This window comes from Ignavibacteriales bacterium (assembly GCA_015709675.1).
In the GTDB taxonomy this organism is placed as follows: Bacteria; Bacteroidota; Ignavibacteria; order Ignavibacteriales; family Ignavibacteriaceae; genus H2-BAC3.
Genome location: CP054182.1, coordinates 1,467,949 through 1,489,308 on the forward strand (window position 1 = coordinate 1,467,949; position 21,360 = coordinate 1,489,308).

At 43.1% G+C, this 21,360-nt stretch carries 16 protein-coding genes; 14 read left to right on the plus strand and 2 right to left on the minus strand.

The genetic code is table 11. The features are described 5' to 3' along the window. Nucleotides 1-64 precede the first annotated feature (64 nt). Nucleotides 65-451, minus strand: coding sequence for a hypothetical protein (locus HRU80_05410; GenBank protein ID QOJ28342.1), 387 nt, complete (start codon nt 449-451; stop codon nt 65-67). Beyond that, complete coding sequence (locus tag HRU80_05415; protein QOJ28343.1) at nt 448-1,371, minus strand: hypothetical protein; 924 nt, start codon at nt 1,369-1,371, stop codon at nt 448-450. The genes HRU80_05410 and HRU80_05415 overlap by 4 nt, the downstream gene beginning before the upstream one ends. Nucleotides 1,372-1,435: 64 nt before the next feature. Here HRU80_05415 and HRU80_05420 point away from each other — a divergent pair, with 64 nt between their 5' ends. The 14 genes from HRU80_05420 (at nt 1,436) to gdhA (ending at nt 21,337) form a co-directional block, all read left to right on the plus strand. Next, nucleotides 1,436-3,244 carry a tetratricopeptide repeat protein gene (locus HRU80_05420; GenBank protein ID QOJ28344.1) on the plus strand — a complete coding sequence of 603 codons (1,809 nt, stop codon included), beginning with the start codon at nt 1,436-1,438 and terminating at the stop codon, nt 3,242-3,244. Further along, on the plus strand, nt 3,237-4,025 hold the full coding sequence (locus HRU80_05425; GenBank protein QOJ28345.1) for a DUF4292 domain-containing protein: 789 nt from the start codon (nt 3,237-3,239) through the stop codon (nt 4,023-4,025). Before HRU80_05420 ends, HRU80_05425 begins: the two co-directional genes overlap by 8 nt. A gap of 5 nt (nt 4,026-4,030) precedes the next feature. Further along, nucleotides 4,031-5,308, plus strand: coding sequence for a peptidoglycan DD-metalloendopeptidase family protein (locus tag HRU80_05430; protein QOJ28346.1), 1,278 nt, complete (start codon nt 4,031-4,033; stop codon nt 5,306-5,308). An 18-nt stretch (nt 5,309-5,326) separates the two neighbouring features. Further along, a complete protein-coding gene (locus tag HRU80_05435; protein ID QOJ28347.1) occupies nt 5,327-6,544 on the plus strand; it encodes an oligosaccharide flippase family protein in 1,218 nt (405 codons plus the stop codon). Further along, the gene (locus HRU80_05440; GenBank protein QOJ28348.1) at nt 6,541-7,620 is read left to right on the plus strand and encodes a glycosyltransferase family 4 protein; all 1,080 of its coding nucleotides are present in this window, start codon (nt 6,541-6,543) and stop codon (nt 7,618-7,620) included. Before HRU80_05435 ends, HRU80_05440 begins: the two co-directional genes overlap by 4 nt. A gap of 3 nt (nt 7,621-7,623) precedes the next feature. Then, nucleotides 7,624-8,691, plus strand: a complete 1,068-nt coding sequence (locus HRU80_05445) for a glycosyltransferase (protein QOJ28349.1) — start codon at nt 7,624-7,626, stop codon at nt 8,689-8,691. Further along, a complete protein-coding gene (locus tag HRU80_05450; protein QOJ28350.1) occupies nt 8,685-9,632 on the plus strand; it encodes a glycosyltransferase in 948 nt (315 codons plus the stop codon). Before HRU80_05445 ends, HRU80_05450 begins: the two co-directional genes overlap by 7 nt. After that, nucleotides 9,629-10,699, plus strand: a complete 1,071-nt coding sequence (locus HRU80_05455) for a glycosyltransferase family 4 protein (protein ID QOJ28351.1) — start codon at nt 9,629-9,631, stop codon at nt 10,697-10,699. Before HRU80_05450 ends, HRU80_05455 begins: the two co-directional genes overlap by 4 nt. Next, a complete protein-coding gene (locus tag HRU80_05460) occupies nt 10,686-11,408 on the plus strand; it encodes a WecB/TagA/CpsF family glycosyltransferase (GenBank protein QOJ28352.1) in 723 nt (240 codons plus the stop codon). The genes HRU80_05455 and HRU80_05460 overlap by 14 nt, the downstream gene beginning before the upstream one ends. After that, the gene (locus HRU80_05465; protein QOJ28353.1) at nt 11,297-16,726 is read left to right on the plus strand and encodes a hypothetical protein; all 5,430 of its coding nucleotides are present in this window, start codon (nt 11,297-11,299) and stop codon (nt 16,724-16,726) included. The genes HRU80_05460 and HRU80_05465 overlap by 112 nt, the downstream gene beginning before the upstream one ends. A 69-nt stretch (nt 16,727-16,795) precedes the next feature. Continuing rightward, nucleotides 16,796-18,115, plus strand: coding sequence for a hypothetical protein (locus tag HRU80_05470; protein QOJ28354.1), 1,320 nt, complete (start codon nt 16,796-16,798; stop codon nt 18,113-18,115). 2 nt (nt 18,116-18,117) lie between these two features. Continuing rightward, nucleotides 18,118-18,807: a response regulator transcription factor gene (locus tag HRU80_05475; GenBank protein ID QOJ28355.1), complete on the plus strand. Its 690-nt coding sequence runs from the start codon at nt 18,118-18,120 to the stop codon at nt 18,805-18,807. Between the two features lie 23 nt (nt 18,808-18,830). Then, on the plus strand, nt 18,831-19,601 hold the full coding sequence (hisN, locus tag HRU80_05480; protein ID QOJ28356.1) for a histidinol-phosphatase: 771 nt from the start codon (nt 18,831-18,833) through the stop codon (nt 19,599-19,601). A 395-nt stretch (nt 19,602-19,996) separates the two neighbouring features. Further along, nucleotides 19,997-21,337 (plus strand): NADP-specific glutamate dehydrogenase, encoded by a 1,341-nt coding sequence (gene gdhA, locus HRU80_05485; GenBank protein ID QOJ28357.1) that lies wholly within the window; start codon nt 19,997-19,999, stop codon nt 21,335-21,337. The last annotated feature ends 23 nt before the right edge of the window (nt 21,338-21,360 follow it).

The following is a 21,360-nucleotide window of genomic DNA, read 5'->3' on the forward strand; positions in this document are numbered from 1 at the left end:
TATAAAAATCATTCAAATTAAAGATTTTGATAAGTTCGTTTAATTGAACAAAATTTCCCCCCCCCTATGCCGCATTTGGATAAATAAATATCACCACTTCAGAAGGGAGGATTGCCATCCCGGGAATCACCCGGATGACCACTCGCCCGGTGGCGGATTTTGAGCGGAGGCGGAGGATTCCTTTTTCGTTATCCTGTGAGATGACTTCGATCAGTTCTGCACCCTCTTTTATTTCAAATTGTGCATTCAATGAACGGAACGGGGTCCGGCTGCCGAATGAGTTGAGGGGAATGACTTCTATGACCGCTTCAGACTGTCCGTCGGCAAAAAGACTCCGCCTGCTTACCGATATATCCGCTTCATATATATTAAGCAGGTAGCCAAAAAGAAAAAACAGCACAAGGGCTGCAACTACTATTCCTATAAACCACACTTCAGGCCTCCGCTTCATGATTGGTTCCGGTTAAGTTTCTTTTGTTTGATGATATAATCCCGCATCAGCCGGATGATGGTCTGGGCGGTGTTGTCCGGTATGCCGTCATAGTGTCCTGAACGGAACCGCATATCGCACTGGTCGTTGATGTAGTCAATGGCGAGGAATTTCTGCTGGTCACTGAGTACGATTTCCGTTGAGAAAAAATCAAGCCCGGTCAGGTTTGCGATCTTTTTTGTTATGGTAAGCAGCGGGCGCAGTTTATACAGGTCAAACTGATAGGGGAAAAGTTCTTCATACAGATGGGTCTGGTCATCCCACCAGGTTATAACCGGCTGGCTGAATGCCCAGAAACACCGGAACCAGGCACGGCGTCCGTCCAGGTAAAGAGGAGTAATTTTTTCCTGGATGAGGTATTTATCCTCACTCTGGTTCATCCGCTCTGTAAGAATATCGCTGAGTGACTCCGCCCCGGTCACCACCCCGATGCCTCCGCCGGTATTATTGCACGGTTTGATGATAAAGGGACGGCCAAGCAATGCAAGATCCTTGAGGGAGATATAAAGCTCCTCCTTCTCATCAAACGGCGGGATTATGATGGAATAGGGGACGTGAATGCCCGATGTGATAAACTCAAGGTGCATGGTAGCCTTGTCAATGGCGTGGGTAACGTTTTTGTACGGATTAAAAATACGGGTCCTGCGCCGGTGCAGCATATTGCCCAGCTCGGTAAAACGGTCATCCACATCCCATGCCCGGTCAAGATAGAACCTGAAACCAAGCTCACGGTTTGCTACTGCTTCTTTGACCTCGCCTATATTATGCTCACTGATAATATAGGTGGTCAGACCTGCTGACTGAAGCATGGCCTCGGCGGCGCGGAGAAAATCTCTGTCGTATTCCCACACGTAGGCCAGTCCAAGGTCAAATTTTTCCATATTTTTTCCTTATTTTTACAAAAATATATTTTGATCTGAACTCTACCAAGTTTTACCGGAATTAATGAAAATCTTTCCAATTATTGTCCTGATTTCCGCCGGACTTTTCCTCGCTGGATGCTCCGGAGGGGGGACGATGGAACAACATACGTCCAAACCTGCTGATACCAAAAAGCGTGACCAGAAGAAAGCGCTCAGTTATTTCCTTAAGGGGGTTGCCCTTGAGCAGAGGGGGGATCTGGCTGCCGCAATCCTGGAATATCAGGAGGCGCTGGAAGCCGATGAGCAGGCGGGCATTTATTACTCAATAGCCAAAAACTATTACCTGCTCAGCAAGTTAAGTTTTGCCAAACAGAATGCCATGAAAGCGCTGGAGATTGACTCCGCGGTGGCGGACTATTACTTTCTGCTGAGTGATATATACAGCTCGTCACGGAAGCATGATTCTTCGGCCATAGTTCTGGAAAACTTGCTCCGGCGGGACTCCTTGCAGCTTAATGCTTATTATAAACTTGCCCGGCAGTATGAGCAGAGCCGCCCCAAAAAAGCAGCGGAAATTTATGAAGCGCTTTTAAGGAAGACCGGAAAAGAGTGGACGGTGCTGCTGCGGCTGGCCGAGCTCTATGAGAAAACCGGAGACGCGGAAAAAACCATCTCCTCAATGGAGGCATTGCTGAGCATTGACCGCGATAACACGCAGATTGTGAAGCTGCTGGCGGATTATTATATACGGTTTAACCGGAGCGATGACGCTCTGAGGCTGGCTGAGGAATATCTGCTCAGCTATCCCGATGATATCGGGTTTCAGGAAATACGGGGGAGGGTATATATAGCACAGAAGGATTACCGCTCCGCAATTGCGGCCTACGCGGAGATTATCGGTAATAACACGCTCCCTTTTGGCACGCGGATTACAATCGCGAATGATTTTTATGTTGCTGCTTTGCGGGATTCCTCGCTTCTTGAACCGGTAAAAAAACTGTTTTATCAGCTTGACCGTGATACAACTGCCTGGGAGGTTAAGATGTATCTGGGGGCAATTGCCATCGAACAGCGTGATGACAGTTCGGCCATTAAGTATTTTGGTCAGGTAACCAAACTTGATCCTTCCAATAAAGAGGCATGGATTCGCCTTGGAGGTCTGCTCTTTGATAACAGAAAGTATAAGGAAGCAGCAGAACTGCTTCAGAGCGGCATAGCATCTTTTCCTGAAGATTTTACCATCAATCTTATACTGGGGCTTTCTTACGCCCAAAGTGATAAGGACAGCACCGGGCTCCCTTATCTGGAAAAAGCGGTAAAACTGAACCCGATGGATGTGACTGCTTTGTCGGCTTACGGATATTCACTCAGCAAGCTGAAACGTAATGAAGAAGCGGCAGAGTTTATTAAAGCTGCACTGAATAATGATCCTGATAATCTGAATCTGCTTGGCACGCTCGGGCTTATTTATGATGCACTGGGGAATTTTACCGCATCAGACTCAGCATATGGCGCTGTGCTTAAAAAAGATCCGGATAACGCGCTGGTTAATAATAACTTTGCATATGCCCTTTCCAAGCGGAATGAACGGCTCTCCGAAGCACTTGAAATGGTGACCAAAGCTCTTGAAACTGAACCGGCCAACTCAGCGTATCTGGATACCAAAGGGTGGATATTATATAAAATGGGGGACTATAAAGCAGCAAAAGGATATATTGAAAAAGCCATTGAAATAGGAGGTGCGCGTCCGGTTATAATAGACCACCTCGGCGATGTACTTTACCGGCTGGGTGAAAAGGATGCCGCGGTTTCTGAGTGGAAAAAAGCATTTGAAATTGACCCCACACTTCAGGGTTTAAGAGAAAAAATAGAAAGAGAATCACTTGATTAAGAAACATATATATACAGGAGCGCTGCTCCTGATGCTGCTTGGGCTTCAGCCGGGCTGCGTTCCCTCAAAACCTGTGGATGAGGTTGAAATCCTTGCTGCCGACCGTCTCGTGGTAAAACTGGAAGCAAACCGGAGAAAGATTAAATCATTCGAAGGAAACGGAACAATTTCGGTGGAGTCCCCTCAGTTCAGCAATAGTGCATCATTCCGTGTGATTGTCGCAAAGCCGGACTCTGTCTTCCTGGCGATAAATGGTCCTTTTGGCATTGAACTGGCCACAGCATTAATTACTAAAAAGAATTTTCAGTTTTATAACGCCATGGGTAACACGCTTTACCGCGGTGAGACAAATAATGATATACTCAGAGAGATTTTTCGTGTCAATATCAGTTTTACTGATCTGATGGATGCGCTTGTCGGCTCGGTCAATCTTACAGAGCGGTTATACAAAACTCCTGATGATTACCACTATAATCAGAATCAGTATGAAATTTCCTATAATGATGCTGAAAGTGAAAGCCGGATTTCATATGTAGTAGATATGAGAGATCTTGGAATACGCGAATTTGTTATCAATAGCAGAGACGGCAATGAACTCCTGAAAGGGATTTACAGCAGTTTTAAACTTTTCGAGCAGGTTCCTGTTCCTGAAAAGATCAGGGTGATAAATAAAAAAGACCGGCAGGAAATTACCATCGAATATGATGAGATGAAGGTTAACCAGCCCGGCGCGGGAATACAGTTCAGCTATCCGGAAGATGCTGATATAGTTGATCTGTGATAAGAATGGTATTCTTCTTTCTCATTCTTCTGCTGGCGGGGGGAAGTACTTCTGCTCAGTCAGTTGATGCCAAAAAGCAGGAACTTGACTCTCTCCGGTCACTTATCAAAGTAACTGAGACGGAGCTCCGTCAGAAGCAGAAGCAGGAAAAAGAGACGCTCAGTACCATTGAACTCTATACAAAGCAAGGTTATTTGCTGAATAAACTGGTTGCTGAGCTCGGCGGGGAAATAAAGAATAAAACCCAGGCGATTGAACTCCTTTCGCAGCAAAGTGTAAGAATAGCTGCCCGGATTGACTCCCTCAGAGACCGTTACCGCAGCTATGTGGTCACAGTTTATAAAGGTATTCCGGATAACAAGTGGGTGTATATATTTTCATCCTCTTCCCTTACGGAGGCCGCATACCGTTACCATGTTCTTAGGCGGGTTACACGTTCAGGAAAACTGCTGCTCGCCGGGCTTGAGCAGGAGCAGAAAAATCTGAGTTCAATTTCCTCCCGTCTGGCTGATGAAGTGAAGCTGAAAGAGACTTTTCTCACTGACAGGAGCAATGAAGAGAAGGAGCTGAAAGAAAAAATAAAAGAACGGAAAACACTTCTCGCGAAGATAAAAAAGGATAATGCCGCCCTTAAGAAAGATCTTGAGACCAGGAAGCAGAATGAAAAACTGATTGCGCAGCTTATTGACAAACTGATCGCCGCGGAAGCAAAACGGAAAAGGGAGCGTGAAGAGGAACTTGCACGGAAAAAGAAGGAAGAAGAGTTAGCGGCTAAAAAGAATACTGAGAAAAAACCGGATACCAAACCAAAGGAAACCATTACCCAAAAGCCGGTTCCGGAAGAAAAACCTGACTATTACAATCTGCCGGGGAACACGGAATTCACAAAACTCAAAGGGAAGATGATGTGGCCGGTGAAGCAGGGGACAATTATCAGAAAGTTTGGCGAGAACAGAAACGAAAAGCTGAAAACCGTTACGCTTAATTATGGTATTGATATACAAAGCAGAGCCGCTGCCGATGTGATGTCAGTGCATGACGGAGTGGTTTCCGTGATTGACTGGCTTCCGGGTTACGGAAGCGTGGTTATCATCTCCCACTCGCAGGACTACCGCACGGTTTACGGGCATATGAATAATATAAGCGTAAAAGAAGGAGAGAAAGTAAAAAAGGGTACAGTTCTGGGCAACGTGGGAGAAAGCGCGGAGGGTTATATACTTCACTTTCAGGTGTGGAATGACCGCAGCAACCAGAATCCCGAGCTCTGGCTGGCAAAAAGGTAATTTTTCTCCATGGCCCGCATGAACAAAGCTTTTTCTGATTCATTTTATGTACTGCTTTCGAATATCATTGAGAAGATAGTATTCTTCCTCCTGTTCGCTGTTATGGCCCGGGGTTTTGAAAAAGAAGTATATGGTTTTGTGGTCTCTGCTTTTGCTCTGGGGAATATAGCCAGTTCATTCTTTGACTTCGGATTTGTATTTTATTTTCAGCGTGAGGCGGCGGCCGGCAGCAGGGAGTTTTACAGCCGTCTTTACAGTGCAGTTGTGTTCCGTCTTCTTGCCTGGATGCCCTTTACCCTTATTGTAACAGGATACGGCTATTCATTAAACGGCAGCATGATATCACTTCTGCTGATAACCTCATCAGTTTTTCTCTTTGGAGTTAATAATGATCTGAGCGCGGTGCTTTACGGACGGAAGGAATATAAAAAATCAGTAATCTTTCTTGCCAAAGCCAGGGCTCTCCTGCTGATATTTTTTACCGGAGCATATCTCTTTTCTGCAGATCCTGATCTGCTTGTAAGCAGTTTTTTTGTTTCCGGTGCGGCACATTTTCTTCTCCTGGCATCGTATGTAAGAGCGATAAGAGAGACGCCGGCTAAATTTTCTTTTGGTGACGCCAAAACAATAATACTTCTTGCACTGCCGATGAGTCTGGGCTTTATTGCAAACTGGGTGTATGATAAAATTGACGTCCTGGTCATAGGAAAACTCCTTGATCTTGAAAGTGTGGCTGTATATGCCACGGCCTATTCGGTTTATAAGTTACCGCAGTCGCTCGGCAACAGTATCGTAAACCCGCTCTACTCCGCTTTTTCGTCCGATTTTGCTCTTCATGGAAGGATTAACTTCAGGAAGTATAAATGGCAGATTTATCTTTTGCTGATTTTCTCGGCGGTGATGGCGGGAGCATTTTTCTTTCTGAGTGAACTGATTATAACCTTAATATACTCTGTTAAATATATTTCCGCGGGCGGGATACTGAGTATACTGGCATTGGGAGTCCCTTTCTTGCTGCTGAACAATGTAACAGGAATAGCACTCAATGCTATGAGAAAGGATTTACATGTTACATCCGTGGTTATGCTTGCGGGGCTGCTTAATATCGGGTTGAATCTGTATTTTCTGCCTCAATGGGGTATTATGGCAGCGGTATATGCAACTATCTTTACTGAGGGGATGATTCTGCTATTACAGGCAGTGATTATCTTTACCGTACTCAGGAAACATCCATGAGAGTTGTCTTAACCGGAATATATAATGCATCTGATATCCGCACAGGACCTGAAGAGGTTGCTGTCTCCGTATTCCGCGAGATGCAGAAGATGGCAGAAACTTTCTTTTTAACAAAGTTTTCAATGCTCAAGCCCCATTCATTCTGGCAGAAATTGTTTGGACTTAAACAGGAGGGGAACCTTTATTACTGCGGATTTTTGCGGATGCCCTTTCTGGTGAAAAAGTTAAATCCGGATATCATTCATGGAATAAATTACCATCCGTTTGTGGGGTTGTTTTTCCTATTGTTTTCCGGAAGTAAAACCAGATTATGTTATACCGTTCATGGTGTGGTTGCCTATGAAAACAGCCGTAAGAAATATTTGACGGCATATTTCAGATTTTCACGGAGAGTTACTGAATACCTTGTTTTCAGATATGCCAAAACGGTATATCTGCTTACAGAATATACCAAGAAGCAAATTCTGGACTACTATCGGAAATCGGAAGCAGAGTATATTTATACCATTAACGGAATAGATCCTGAAACCAGGAACGCGGGTACCCCGATGAGATTCCAGGAAAAAAAAATGCGTATAGCTGCTGTGGCCGGACTAATGGACAGAATTTACGGAATTGAAATTTTGTTTGACGCCCTGATTGGGACAGGGATCGAATTTGAACTGAAAATCTTCGGAGAGACCGAGCACCTGATCGTTCCAGCACCGTTAAGGGGTAAAGTAAAAATAATTGCAAAAGTATCTCATAAGGATTTTATTGAAGAACTCAGATCAACAGATTTATATGTCTGCTTATCTTTGTTTGAAACGTTTTCGATTTCGACCGCGGAGGCAATGGCCTGCGGATGTGCTGTACTGGTATCAGACAAGGCGGGTATAAGTAATTACATAACGCATAATGAAAATGGTTTGATTGCTTCTCCGGAGAATCCTTCTGAAATTAGAAAACTGATACTGCATTATTACGAAAACCAGGAAGAACTCATGAAGATAGGAGCAGCTGCAAGGTCTCTGTCTGAAATGTTCACCTGGGGTAAAGTGGTTCGGGATTATATATCCGGATATAAAATGGTTTAAGATATGCCGGATAAAAAATTATTCATTCTGGTGAACAGGTTAAATATAACCTGCGGGGTATCATCACATCTCTTTTATTTCCTTCAGGCAATGGGTGATTTTGCCAAAGATAATATCATCCTAATCACGGGGGGCGGGAATGCTGTGATGAAATATGAAGTTCTTGTCCGGCAGGTAATTGTATTGCCGGAACTACAGCATGAAACCAGAAGTGGTGCAGGGTTTTTAAAAGGAATTGTCAGACTACGAAAGTTCATCAAAACATATAAACCTGCAATTATTCACTCGCATCATTTTTATTCGGCAAATATGGCTGCGTATGCATCAGTTGGATTGGGTATTTATCGTATTCAGACGGTGCACGCTCTGATACCTCCGGAAGGATGGCTGAAGCATTATAATGCGGATACTTATATCGCCGTAAACGAGCATATCCTTGGGGGAATGATGAATTCACAAATTAATCCTTCTTCAGTAGAGTTAATAAGATGCGGTTATCATTTTAAGAGGGTAACCCGCAGAACTTCTGCGGAGGGACTTAAAGTAATAACTGCCTCACGCCTTATCCGGGATAAAGGAATTGATGTATTGATAGCTGCTGTGAGACTGCTTGGCAAAGACGCGGACCTGTTTTCGTTTACTGTTGCTGGTTCCGGCAGGGATGAAAAAGAATTCAGGAAACAGGCTGAGGGTTTGCCTGTTACGTTTATTGGTGAAGTATCAGATTTGCCCGGTAGACTGGAGGAGTATGATATTCTGGTAAATCCAACCCGTTCTAAGATGGAAGGCTTTCCCACAATAATCATTCAGGCAGCAGCGCAAATGCTGGCTGTTATTTCTACAAGATTTTTTGGTTACCAGAGCCGGCTGAATGACGACAATTCTCTGCTTACAGATATTGATGATGCTGCCGGGGTAGCTTCAGCTCTCATGATACTGCACGAAGACAGGGAATATCTTCAGCAGAAACAGCATCGGATCTTTGAAGAATTTCAAAAAGATTTTGAATTATCAGGTACTTTAGAACAGACGAAGAAGCTTTACATTAAATGCGGAGGCATTACATGGTAACTGTTCTGTTGCCAACATATAATGCTGAAAAGTATATCGCGCAGTGTATAAAAAGCATACTTAATCAAACGTACCGGGATTTTGAATTACTCATTATTGACTCTGCCTCGGATGATAATACCGTAAAGATTATAAAATCCTTTGAAGATCCCCGGATTAATCTGCATCAGATTGAGCGCTGCCCGCTTGGAAGGTCGCTAAACTACGGACTTAAAAATGCAAAGTTCGACCTTATAGCAAGAATGGATGCAGATGACCTGATGGTACCAGAACGGCTTGAAGTACAGTTAGCCTATCTGAAAGTGCATCCTGAAGTTGATGTGCTGTCGTGCAACTCAGCATATTTTTATAATAGTCGGATTCTCCATTTAATAAAATTGCCACTAAAAGATAAAGAAATTAAGGAACTAATGCTACTCCACAATCCGATGTGTCACCCGGGAATTATTTTTAAGAGAGACTTTATTCGGCAACATGGTGGCTTTTCGACAGATTATCAGATTTGTCAGGACTATGAATTATGGATGCGATTGAAGAATTTTGCTAAATTCTCTAATGTGGAGAGAATTTTAGTTTTTTTAAGATTCAACAAATTGTCTCTTTCAAGAAAATCCAGGGAAATCACAAAATCTGAGGTCTATAAGTTGCATAATGATTATTCCTCACATAAGAACGTGGAAGAATTAAGCAATTCAATCAAGATTAATCTTCAAGGCTGGAGAGAATTGTTTTATGGTGACAGAATTCAAGCAAGAAAACACTTTGTCACCAACTTAAATTCAGCTAAAGTATGTATCGCTTTCCTTCTAACATTTCTCTCTCAGAGTAAGATTGATTTGCTGTTGGAGCGGAATTTATTTGCGCGCTTAAAGTATGTTATACATTATTTTGATCCCGAGATGGTAGGGATCCGTCACACTTTAAAGCAGCTTCTGAAATGACTTCAGGTAAAGTAACCAAGGTTTTGCATTTGCAGACATCCTTGAATTTAACTTGCGGAATTACGCGTTATCTCCAAAGTTTGCACAATAATCACGTGGATGAATTTCATATGACTGTTCTCTGTTATGATGGTGATGCAGTTGAGAATCTGCGTGAAAACGGAGTTGATGTTAAGTTATTCAATTCCTCTTTAACCTGGTACTATCTTTTATCGAATCTTCTTCAAATTATTAGAATTGTTAAAAATTCGAACATTTCTATTATCCATAGTCATCATAGATGGCTTGATGTTCTTGGTTCAATTTCTGCGAAACTATGCGGTATTAGTTCTATTATGACCTGCCACAGTATAGTTTCAGGCAAGAAATTTCTGAGTTATAGGTCGGATAGAATTATTGCCGTAAGCTCTGCGGTTTATACCAACCTTACAGAATACTTTGGAGTTAATTCTTCACGAATTATATTGCTTCGGAATGGTATTGATCCCTCAGTTTATAAAAAGGATAATCTTTCTTATACGGGAATAAAGAATAACGCTATAGGATTTGTTGGACGATTAACCAGAGATAAAGGATTCGACATTTTTCTTTCTATCGGTGAAAGAATCTTAGAAATTAACTCCGAAATTAAATTAATTATTGCTGGTGATGGTGAACTCAAAGAAGCTATATCCAGTTTGTCAAGAAGGTATCCTTCGCAAGTTATTTACAAAGGGGTGGTTAAGAATATTGAGTCAGTATACAGTGAGATAAGTTTTTTGATCATGCCTTCTGAACTTGACTCATTTCCTTATGTAGTTTTGGAGGCTGGACTTTTCTCGCTGGTTGTGATCGCATCTTCGACAGGGGGGATACCTGAAATAATTGAAGATGGTATTGATGGCCGGTTAATAGGTACCCGAACTCCGGATGACTTCTTTAAGGAAGTGTTGTATGTGTTAAATAATCGTGCGGTTGCTGAAAGATGGTCTGTTAATCTATTTAAGAAAGTTTCGCAGAATTTTTCTTTCTCGTCCCATGCAAGAAAATTAGAATCTATTTATAAGAAGCTAAATGTTTTTAAATGACGTTTTAGGATTTTCCGTATACGGGGTTGACAATAGAATATTGATGAAAACAATTTGTAATGCAATTGATACTTATGAGAAGACCTGTATTACATACGTAACCGCTGCCAACTGCATCATCTACAAAAGAGATTTAAGCTACAGTGTTGCCCTCAGGAAATTTTCGATAATCCACCCAGATGGAATAGGCATTTATCTGGCGCAGAGGTTTTTGTATCCTGATGAGAGATGGAACCGAATGACCGGTTCGGATTTTTACCCGATTTTGGCTGAAAAAGCCATTGAAAAGCAATGGTCTCTATTTATTTTTGGAGATAAAAAAGAGACATTAGAGAGTATTCCCAAAAGATATCCAAAATTAAAGATTGCCGGAATGCACTCCGGTTTCGGTTTTCCCGATAATCTTTCGGAGGATATTTCCGCCTCAAAACCGGATTTGGTACTGGTCGGACTGGGGGTGCCAATGCAGGAAAAGTGGATCTCAGATAATTGGGAGAGACTCCCCTCAGCTGTTTACTTAGCCGTAGGCGATGGACTCAAGGTACTTTCGGGTACGAAAAGAAGGGGAGGAAAATTTATCCAAAAAGCCGGTCTTGAATGGGTGGTTCGGCTTTTGTCAGAACCTTTCCGGCTCTGGAAGCGTTACCTGATATGGATGCCCGTTTTTATTATTTTGGTGGTATTGCAAAAATTTCAGAGGAAAAAGTGAATAAATTCTATAACATACTTTTAGTTTTTCTAATTTGTCCGTTGATGTATGCAGCGGAGAATGATCCGGTTAAGATTTCTTTGCATGAAGGTGGTTTTGCGCTTACCTTTAGTAAAATGTCTTATGCAGTAACAGTTTCCGCAGAAGGGAAATATTCTATACGGGAATACACTGAGACAAACGATTATTCAAAACCGGGCAGTCCGTGCCTTCCCAAATTATCATACACTATAGCTTTGCCATCGGATAAAAAACCGCTTGTCAGTTTTTTGCCGGGAACTTCTTCTGAATATACAAATACCATCCCTGCTTTTTATCCAAATCTTAAAGCTTTGGGCGACACGGCATATACCTCAGAAAAAATTTTTATGCCGGAATCAGCTTCTTTTTCTATTGAACCCAGAGTAATTATTTCGAATGTATACCGTTTCCGCGATTATTATTGTGCAGATATAACAGTTTTTCCTGTTGAATACTTCCCTCACGAAAACAGGATAGTTGAGCACCATGATTTTCAGATTAACATAGCAGTTGAGGGACTACTTAATCATCCGATACAGCGCATTGAATCTGTCTCCGGGTTCGATGAGTTTGCCTCTTCAGTAATAGCCAACAGTGAATTTGCCGGCGGATTCCGGATTACTTCGCCCCGGGTCTTGACTGATACAACCGGCAGCTGGATAAATTTTGGCGGCACATACCTTAAGTTTAAGGTTGGTAAGGATGGCGTCTATCGCATTACACCGGCCGATTTATCATCCCTTGGGGTAAGCACTTCAGGCATCAATCCAAATACTTTTCAGCTTTATACATCAGGGAGGGAGTATCCCGTATATGTAAAAGGAGAAGCGGATAATTCGTTTGATGCAGCTGATTATATAGAATTTACCGCGACACGAAATTATAACAAGGATTATCGTAAACCCAATACTCAGAATGATATGTATGTTGATTATCTGAACAAATATTCAGACTCAACAGTATTCTTCCTTACCTGGGGAGGGAGCAACGGCAAAAGAATAATCGAGAAATCAACCGAACCGGGATTATCTGATACGGTTTTGCACTATACGTATTTTGAGCATCGTGAAACAAACTCATTTTTTCAGCAGCTTGGTGTAAATGTAGTTGATAATCAGAATCCTGAGTTTATGCCTTTTAAGTCTTTTGTGTGGGGATGGATATTTCCAGGTACGCTGCAGCAAACATTTACCACAGCCGATTTGATTCCCGGAAAACTTGCCTCGGTTTTTTTTAAGGCAGTATCTGTTGGATCTCCGGTGACTACCAATTCTCATAATATAGCTGTTAAAATCAACGGTATTAGTATAGACACACAGGTGGTCAACAGGAACGATGTTGTGGTGGCAGGGGGATATTTTAACTCATCATTGCTGAGCAGCGGAACGAATAATTTCGGTTTCACTAATTATGCCAACGGTCTGAACCCGAATTTTTTCTCTTATGACTGGACAGAATTCGAGTATCCGCGTGCGTTAAAAGCAATAAATGATTCACTTACTTTCAGAATCCGCGATACATTTGCTCTTCAGTCACGCCTGCTGAAAATTGAAAATGTTACTTCATCAGATATTGTTCTTTACAGACACGGGACATCCCCAAAGAGATTTTCGGGATTTCAGTATACGGGGGGAGCAATCCTTATATCCGACACCGTATCATATTCAGATGAATACTACCTTGTAAGGAGTGACAACACGCTGAAGCCAAAATTTGAGTATGTGAAGCAATTCAGAAATCTCAGGTCAGATTTGGTTAATTACCAGTATATTGCAGTCACTCATCCGTCCCTGCTCTCATCCGCAACGGAATACACCTCATTTATCAGAGAGGAATACAATACGGAAGCCGGGTTATTCCTGACAACAGATATTTTTGATGAATTCAGTTACGGTTATCCTGATCCAGAAGGTTTAAAGAGTTTTCTTAACCATCACGCGCGTAAGTCAGTTCCACAGGCACTTGATTACGTAACCCTTATCGGTTCGGCAAGTTACGATTTCAACCGGTATGTATATAATATCAGAGGTATAGAAGTAAACGCAAATCTGGTTCCGTCTTATGGTGAACCTGTCAGTGATACGTGGTACGCAATGCTGGATTCAGGGTCCTATATGCAGCATTTTTATATCGGAAGACTGCCCGCCAAATCAAATGATGATGTTGTTAATTATCTGAACAAACACAGGAACTATATTAACCAGAGGTATGATCAGTGGAACAAACGGGCATTGTTCTTCTCATCCGGAGACGGGAATAACGAACCGGAACTCCTTGAAATAAGGCGTTCTAATCAGTTTATCATAGATAATTATACAAATATCAATCCGTTCAATCTGGCGTATGATCATTTTTACAAGACAGTAACACCCCCTACGGATTTCGGACCTTATCCTCCGTCCTATATCAGAAGTTCAATAGCCGAGGGCGGGTTATTTATTTCCTATCTCGGACATTCGGGAACCAGAACATGGGATAATTCAATTTCTGACCCGGACCATTTGCGGAATAAGTATAGCAAAAGCCCGCTTGTTACTGACTTTGGATGTTCCACAAATAAATTTGCTGAACCTGATGTTGAGGCCTTTGGTGCGCTCTTTATTAATGAGGGGCAGTCAATTGGGTATATAGGCAATTCGTCCCTTGGTTTTTCATCAACAACGCTGAACGTGTCTAAATATTTTTACGAATCAATATTAAAAGACAGTATAACCAATCTGGGAAGAATGCACGCTGAGTCAAAACGGAAAATGTTTAACCGGCTTGGCTCCACAGGAGTATATAAGGTATTCGCGCTTACCAATCTTCTTTCAGGTGACCCGATTGTAAAGCTGGCTTTGCCGACAAAACCCAATCTGTTTCAGAGCAGCAGTCAGATGTATCAGATTACACAGTTTCCCGATGAGCAGGGTGATTCAGTTTCTTTTCTCCTTGTCTATAATAATCTGGGAACCGTTCCGGCAGATACTTTTTCGGTTCGTATCTCGTACTTTTATAACGATACACTTGCAGGGCAATTTTTGTATAAGAAGAGTGTTCCTGTACTCAATGATTCTATAACTTTTGCGGTTGTATCCAAAAACCGGCCAGGAGAGCACAGGATCGAATCTGTACTTGATATCTATGGCAGTGTGGATGAAATTTATGAAGATGATAATGTGCTTACGTTTAATTATTTTGTGGCATCCCGGTCAGTAAAACCGCTAAGTTCAGGTGAGTTTTTAGGATTCACGAGTCCCGCTGTCCGGACACTAAATACTACTTTTTCATCAGGGGCTTCCTCAATGCTCTTGCAGTATGATACTGTTCCGGCTTTTACCTCTTCCAGTTTCTGTCAGTCACCATTGGATACTTTTTTCACATCATTCAATCTTGCAGAACTTTTATCCGGAAAACGGTATTGGCACCGCAGCGGTATTGTGACAGATGATACCCTCTGGAGTTCGGCAGCATCATTTTATATCGGAGATAAGAATGCAGATTTTCTCCTGGAAGACGCTTATAGTTATAGCCAGCAGTCTCTCTCGGGGCTGAATTTTAGCAGCGGACTCAGGCTTAATATTGATACGCTGAAGTATGAAATAATTTCAGGAGGTGGGAATTTCAGTAAATTCGGAAGTATTACTTTAAATGGAGTGAACCTGCTGAGCAATACTTTTGGATGGGGAATGGGGTTTGCGGTAATTGATTCAATTACGCTAGCGGTTGATACTGCTAAAACTTTTAATTATGGATTTGATGTCAATGAAGCAAATGCAATGGCTCAGTTGATTGAGAATCTCCCTAATGGAAAATATGTTGCATTATGTGTCATTGATGACGGAAGCAGTAATCTTGTTTCTCGTTTGAGAACTGCCATAAGAACGCTTGGTTCAGTAAAGATAAACAATCTGGCATTCCGCACACCTTTTGTTTTATTCGGACGCAAGGGAGCGGAACCGGGAACGGTTTTTGAGCGAATTGAATCTGCCAACTTTACGAATTTGCTGTCATTTGACACTACTTTCTACAAGGGGCAGGAAAGCGGATCAATTACAACACAGAAGATTTCATCAGGCAGAAAGTGGATTAATGTAGTCAACAATTCAAGTTTAGCCCCCGGTTCCTCACTCATGTTTACCGGATATGGGATTAAAGTTGACGGCACTAAGGATTCTCTGTTTAGTTTTACGGGAGCGGTTACGGATTTTCCGTTGAGCGGTATTAATCCGGATGTATATCCGCAACTGCAGATAAGGGCTGACTTCACCGCCGCACCGGATGGTTCTTCTCCTGTTCTTGAGTATCTCGGTGTGAACTGGGATGATCTGCCCGAAGTTGGTTTGAATTATCAGACCGTCTCTCTGGCCAAAGATACACTGCGCATCGGAGAACCGGCACCAATCAATATAACTGTTGCCAATGCCGGCGGGGCTGTGAGTGATACTTTTTATGTGGCTGTTGTTATCCGCTTTCAGGATAATTCAACCGATACGGTTTCTCATTTCCCGGTTTATGGTATCGGGGATGGAGAAAGAAAAAAGTTCGTTATCAATTATTCCGGTTCAATAGGTCCACAAAACAGAGTGCTTCAGGTAACGGTTGATTCAAAGAATTCTCTTAAAGAAGTTTATGAGGATAACAACGTCTTCAGTATCCCGTTTTATATAGAGCCGGATACCACTCAGCCGTATATAACAATCAGGCAGGACGGCAGGGATTTCTTCGAAGGGGAACTGCTCCCGGCAAATCCTGAGTTCGAAATCGGACTTTATGATGCGTCCCTGCTGCCGGTAACTGACCCGGCATCTATTAAGCTTTATCTTAATGATGAACCAGTCGCTTATGAAGCAGGGGTGCTCGAAGCGGTTTACAGTACTGCAAATCCGAAGATGAAACTCGTGTATACGCCATCCCTTTCCTCCGGAGCGTATTCGCTGAAGATTGAGGCAAAAGATGCTATCGGAAATCCGGTTGTTCAGGGCTCTGAGACGAGATCTTTTGTCATTTCTGATGAACTGCGGATTGCCGATCTTTATGCATATCCAAATCCCTCATCCGGCGATTTGCATTTTACCTTTATGCTCGGACGTATTCCCGAAGAAGCCGAAATTCAGGTATTTACTGTTGCCGGAAGACTGGTAAGAACGATAAAACTGACGGCAGTAGATTTAAAGTACGATTTTAACCGGATTTATTTTGACGGACGCGATCAGGATGGCGACCCGCTGGCAAGCGGCACGTATCTTTACACCATGAAAATAAAATCTGGCGGTAAGACGGAGCGCACAACCAAAAAACTGGCCATCGTCAGATAGCCGCTTCTATCACTATAAATGTTAAGTTTGCAGTAGCAAATTCTTTATTGTCTGTTTAAGGAGAATTATATGAAATCCAAAATAGTTATTCTGGCGCTGCTTTTCTCAGCCGGCGTCTTTGCTCAGAAAACCAGCAGCGGTAATTTTACCGGCGGCGTGGGACTTAATTTTATAGACGGAAATGCATTTTACTCATTCCGTCTGGCACCGGATCTATCAATAGGAAAGTTCGGTGTCGGGCTTGATCTCCGGCTGGATCTTGATTCCACAGGAAGCATCAGGAAGGAAAACTTTAACGAAACCTCGGACTTTCTTTCAATCATCCGGTATATACGCTACGGACAGAAAAAAGATCCTGTTTACGTAAGCGCCGGAACGCTGGATAACTATTCACTGGGTCACGGTACTATTGTAAATCAGTACAATAACAGCCCTTCTCTTGATAAAAGAAGTCTGGGTCTTGCACTGGATCTTGATTTTGAAAAGTTCGGATTTGAATCCATGTACAGCGATTTCAGCCAGGGGGGCGTACTTGGTGTTCGCGGATACGTCCGCCCGCTTCAGTATACTACGCTGGCTAAGGTCCCGCTGATCGGAAAACTTGAAGTCGGTGCATCATTTGCGTCAGACTTTAATAAATATGCCGGCGTGCTTTCGGGATATGTTGACCCGGTTACCAATGAATTCGTTGCGTTAAATGACCAGAAAGCCACACAGATTTACGGTATAGATCTCGGGCTGCCTGTAGTAAGAACATCAATTTTTAATATTGATCTTTATGCAGATTACGCAAAGATCATGGATTTTGGCGATGGCGCATCAACCGGCGCACTTTTTACGTTCAACGGACTTGGAATGCTTTCTGCTAATGTCCGTCTTGAAAGAAGGTGGATGAATGATAAGTACCTGCCGGCATACTTTAACTCACTTTATGAGATTGAACGCTTTAAGGTTGTAGGCGGTGGCGTGGTAAGCAAGATCAAACAGCTTTCTGCTGTAACCTCAACAGACCGTGGTATATATGGCTCGCTTGCCGTGGCTGCGGCAAATCTTCTTTCTGTCTCAGGCAGTTACCAGAGAACTGATTTTGATCCGAAAAGCGGACAACTTCATATACGCGCAGAAGTAACCAATGAGCAGCTTCCTTTTACCGTCCGTGCCGGATATGACAAGGTAAACATTGAAAATGAAGGCGCGCTCTTTACACTTGATGACCGTTCATATATGTATAGCGAAGTAGGTTACAAACCATATCCGTATCTGCTGGTCTCAATGGTATATCACTGGACTTTTGAGCCGGTGCGTGACGGAAGCGATAACATCCTTTCTTATAAGAGCCAGAAAAGAATTGAGCCCCGGGTTTCATTTTTGATGCCTCTGAATTTCTAAATATGAAACGGATTCTGGTTGTTGATGACGAGCCGCATATGCGGCTCGGTCTTAAAGACAATCTTGAACTTGACGGATATACTGTCGAAACAGCCTCAGACGGCGAAGAAGGGCTGGCTAAGTCGCTGGAGGGGGATTATCATCTCATTCTGCTTGATGTGATGATGCCAAAAATGTCAGGGCTTGATGTCTGCAAAAAGCTTCGTGCTGCTTCGGTTCAGACTCCGGTAATTTTCCTGACTGCCCGCGGTGAAGAGATTGACAAGGTGCTGGGACTCGAGATCGGCGCTGATGACTATATTACCAAGCCATTCGGACTCCGCGAACTTCTTGCCAGGGTAAAAGCGGCGCTAAGGCGAAGCAGCGGCACGGCTAGTGATGAAGAAGAAATCTGTCAGATCGGCCACCTGCGCATTGATTTTTCCGCCTACCGCGCATCAGATAAAAAAGGAAAAGAGGTGTCTCTTTCTCATAAGGAGTTCGAGATATTGAAGTTTTTATGGGAGCAGCGCAATAAAACTGTTTCGCGTGATGATCTGTTAAATAAGGTGTGGGGATATGAAGAAACCCCGTCAACCCGCACGGTGGATAATTTTATCGTCAGGCTGCGGCAGAAAACGGAAAAAGACCCCAATCATCCGCAGATTATCCTGACGGTGCATGGTATAGGATATAAACTCATTGCAAAGTAACCGGACGCGGAGCAGTATATATTATGAATTATAAGAAGGAGTTTGAACCGTTTTTCCGTCTGCTCGCTGAGGAAAGCGGTGCCATCATCAGGAAATATTTCAGGACAGGGGTACAGACAGAAACAAAACTGGATGATTCTCCGGTAACCATTGCAGACCGTTCAGCCGAAGAAAAAATCCGTGAACTGATTATGAAAGAATTTCCGGAACATGGAATTCTCGGGGAGGAGTTCGGAATTCATAATGACGGGGCTGAGTGGCAGTGGATTCTGGATCCTATTGACGGCACTAAAAGTTTTATCTGCGGTACCGTTACATTCGGAACCCTGATTGCTTTAACCCGCAGCGGAAAACCTGTGCTGGGGCTTATCAATCAGCCCGTGCTTAATGAGTTTCTGATCGGCGACAATAACTCGGCTGAGTTAAACGGGATTCCCGTAAAAGTCAGGAACACCGGGAATCTGAATCAGGCAGTTCTGCTGACGACCGACCACCTGAATATTGCAAAGTACAGAGACATTACCGCCTTCGAAAATCTGATGAAAAGCGTTAAAATCTACCGGAACTGGGGAGATTGCTACGGCTACTATCTGCTGGCAACCGGATACGCTGATATTATGATTGACCCCATTATGCATCTGTGGGATACGATGGCCGTGATTCCGGTGGTAAGAGGTGCTGGCGGAGTGATAACCGATTATTATGGAGGAGATGCTGAAACCGGGGATAGTGTTCTGGCTTCTTCGCCGGCGCTTCATCCTGAAGTTCTGTCATACCTTCGTGCCGGTATATAAAACCGGAAGATTTTTCGTTCGGCAGCCAGATTAAATCTTTTACATGTTTCACCGGTAATCTGTAAAAATTATAGAATATCGCCACTCTTACCTAAATAATTACGATATAAATCCCCAGTACTTAAAATACTAAGGAAGAAGAAGTTTCCCGCCGGTTCTGCAGGTGCTTTTACCTTGCCGAAATTCATGGTTTGTGATGGAAATTTTACTTAAGTTTCTTAAGTATAAAAGATTTTTCAAGAGGAGTGCTTTGATCAGAAAAAGAAGAAGGAAACCTGTTCCTTTACCTTGCTCTGGCCTGAATTCAGGCGCATCCAACTCTTATGCCCTCTCTTTAAAAGACACATCAAAACCAATCCAAAATTCACAGAAAACATAGTTTTAGAGGTATAATCATGTCCGAATATATTCATAAACTTATCGCTGATGTAAAAGCCAAAAACCCGGCAGAACCGGAATTCCATCAGGCGGTAACTGAAGTAGTAGAATCACTGGAAATCGTGCTGAAGAAGCATCCGGAATACCGTTCCGCAAAAATTCTTGAAAGAATGGTTGAACCGGAGCGCGTAATCATGTTCCGCGTTCCCTGGGTTGATGATCAGGGTGAAGTTCACGTAAACCGCGGTTTCAGAGTACAGATGAACAGCGCAATCGGGCCTTATAAAGGAGGTCTCCGTTTCCATCCGTCAGTAAATCTCGGCATTCTTAAATTTTTAGCTTTTGAGCAGGTCTTTAAAAACTCCCTGACCACCCTTCCAATGGGAGGCGGTAAAGGGGGATCAGACTTTGATCCTAAAGGAAAAAGCGATAACGAAGTAATGAGATTCTGCCAGAGTTTTATGAGTGAACTCTATCGCCATATTGGTGCAGATACGGATGTTCCTGCAGGTGATATCGGTGTTGGCGGCAGAGAAATAGGATATCTTTTCGGCCAGTATAAGAGATTAGCCGGAGAATATACCGGAGTTCTCACCGGAAAAGGCATCAACTGGGGCGGCTCATTAGTAAGACCGGAAGCAACCGGATTTGGCGCTGTTTATTTCGCAAAAGAAATGCTGAAGACCAAGGGACACGATATTGAAGGAAAAACATTCGCAGTCAGCGGATTTGGCAACGTTGCCTGGGGTGCAGTTATCAAAATCAATGATCTTGGCGGTAAAGTAGTTACCCTTTCAGGCCCTGACGGATTTATTTATGATAAAGACGGTGTAAAGGGAGAGAAGATTGATTTTATGCTCAAGATGAGAGCAAGCGCAAAAGACAGCGTTAAGGATTATGCAGATAAATTCGGAGTTGAGTTCCATGCCGGCAAACGTCCATGGAGCGTAAAGGTTGATGTTGCAATGCCATGCGCAACTCAGAATGAAATATTTGTTGATGATGCAAAAGAACTGCTGAAAAATGGCTGTATGTGCATCACCGAAGGTGCAAATATGCCCACCACTCTGGAAGCTTACAAGGTGATTGAAGAAGCCAAAATTCTCTTCTCTCCCGGAAAAGCATCAAATGCCGGCGGCGTGGCAACCTCAGGACTGGAAATGTCGCAGAACAGTATGCGCCTCCCATGGTCACGCGAAGAAGTTGACCGCCGTCTGCAGGAAATCATGAAGAATATCCATGATACCTGTGTGCGCACATCAGAGAAATATGGCATGCCTGGCAACTATGTTGCCGGTGCAAATATTGCCGGTTTCCTTAAAGTGGCTGATGCCATGATGGATCAGGGTGTTGTCTGACCATCTGTTGGTTTAAAGAAGAG